Source organism: Mesobacillus sp., from assembly GCF_049588175.1.
Taxonomy (GTDB): Bacteria; Bacillota; Bacilli; order Bacillales; family Cytobacillaceae; genus Mesobacillus.
Genome location: NZ_JBAVFI010000681.1, coordinates 1 through 2017 on the forward strand (window position 1 = coordinate 1; position 2017 = coordinate 2017).

General features: G+C 35.9%; 2 protein-coding genes. One reads left to right on the plus strand and one right to left on the minus strand.

What is annotated here, in order from left to right:
• The first annotated feature begins 238 nt into the window (after positions 1-238).
• Positions 239-736 carry an N-acetyltransferase family protein gene (locus tag WB217_RS16560; RefSeq protein ID WP_423994371.1) on the plus strand — a complete coding sequence of 166 codons (498 nt, stop codon included), beginning with the start codon at positions 239-241 and terminating at the stop codon, positions 734-736.
• 41 nt (positions 737-777) lie between these two features.
• Here WB217_RS16560 and WB217_RS16565 read toward each other — a convergent pair whose 3' ends face one another.
• Positions 778-1338, minus strand: a complete 561-nt coding sequence (locus WB217_RS16565; protein ID WP_423994372.1) for a GNAT family N-acetyltransferase — start codon at positions 1336-1338, stop codon at positions 778-780.
• Positions 1339-2017: the final 679 nt, after the last annotated feature.

The following is a 2017-nucleotide window of genomic DNA, read 5'->3' on the forward strand; positions in this document are numbered from 1 at the left end:
GGTGATAAAGGATTCCTGCAATCAGTATCTAACTTCTTTAAGGATTTATTTGAGAGCATTAAAAATATTTTTTCTTAAGCTCTTATCATAATCTTCCTTGCATATGAAAAAAACCGCGTATTGTCGCAAATAAAAACAGGGGACTATTCCTCTGTTTTTTATTTTTCTATTTTCAGCTTTAATTTATAATGCAATAATTAAAACATTAAAATAATTAGAAAAAGGGAGTATAAAATCAATGAGAATTCGCCAAGCGGAAGAAAAAGATGCTGAAAATTTTGCCAGACTTATACGGGATGTGGAAAATACATCTGAGTATATGCTTTATGGACCAGGGGAGAGACCCTTTAATCCTGAAAGTAAGAAAAAAATGATCACAGCTTTTATAGCTGAGAATAATTCCGCGATATTTGTTGCGGAAAAAGATGAAGAACTTCAAGGCTTTTTAATTGCCAAGGGAGGGAATGCAAAAAAGAATTTGCACACCGCATATCTCGTGATTGGTATCCTTGAAAACCATAGAGGCACCGGAATTGGCACGAGGCTTTTTGAAGAACTATTTAACTGGGCCAAAGAACAGAACATTCACAGGCTTGAACTTACGGTTATGAGCCATAACGAAGCCGGAAAGAGATTATATACAAAAATGGGTTTTGATGTTGAAGGTACAAAGAGGCATTCCCTTTTAGTAGATGGAAAATATATTGATGAGTTTTATATGTCAAAGCTTTTATAAAGACATAAGAAAACCAGCACGGAGGAAATGTGCTGGCTTTCTTATGTTTGATGGGCTTCCCATTCTTCTCTTAAAAGTCCCATTTTAACTGAATCATAATATTTGCCATTATAAAGTCGACATTTTCGGATACGTCCTTCTTCTACCATCCCCAGTTTTTTCCCGACTGTTATCATTCTTGCATTTCCCGACCAGGTTGTAAAACCGATCCTCGGAATAGGGAATGTAGTAAACAGGTGTTCGATCCACACACGCAAAGCATCCGTTCCATATCCGCCATTCCAATACTCAGGGAGATAAATCACGATACCGATCTCAAGCCACTGTGAAGTTTCATGCTCCCAATAATACGTAACCATGCCAATGATATCGTCATCAACTTTAATAAGATATTTACGGTCATACCCTTGATGGATCAGATTTGTCATCTGCTCTTTAAATTTATCAAGTTCAATTCTTTTAAGAGGGTAGTATGGAGCATCCCATTTTTTCCATTCTGGATGTTCGTCCTTGTGTATAAGTCCCCACCATTCTTCCAAATCCTCTTCAGTAAGCTTGCACAAATAAACTAAATCACCAGGCAAAACGTCCGGACTTTGCATTTTCCAGGACCTCCTTAAAGGTTTTGAGCCTAGAATCTTATGCATAAATAATTCTCTTTAACTCTAGTATTTCCTGCATATTATCAAAAATACCCGTAAATGCACAAAAAAAAGACGCTTTATTCAGCGCCTTTTAGTTCATTGCTTCGTCATCTATAAATGCTTTTTCCTCAATAGCGAAAAAATTAAGTCCAGCGGCGATTGCGAAAGCTCCTCCAAGTAATACAAATGTCGTTATCATTATGTAATCGCTCCTGTCAAAAATTATTTTATTTAGTTATTTATATTGTTCCCAGATTGGAAATCTATTAAACCACTTATTACAAAAAAATGACAAAATAAATTGATTAAATAGCTTTTAGTAATAATGGAGAATTTTCAAACTACTATTTAAAGGATTTAGGTCCAGACAATAGAATTTAAAAGGATAGTATTTATCTCAAGGCTACCCTGAAAATATGCACAATAAAAAAATGAGAAATCATTATAAGCAAAAATGCACCATTTCATTCACCAAGGTGCGAATTTTCATTAGCATGGGTGTCTCTGTTAAAGCTGAATGTTGATTTTAAAACCCTGTTGATTGTAGTGGAAGGCGCGTAGACTCTCCGAAAATGCTACCGCATTTCCATCGTTCGTGGGCAGGTTCAAGGAAGCTTTTCAAAGTCCTGCGGGCTCA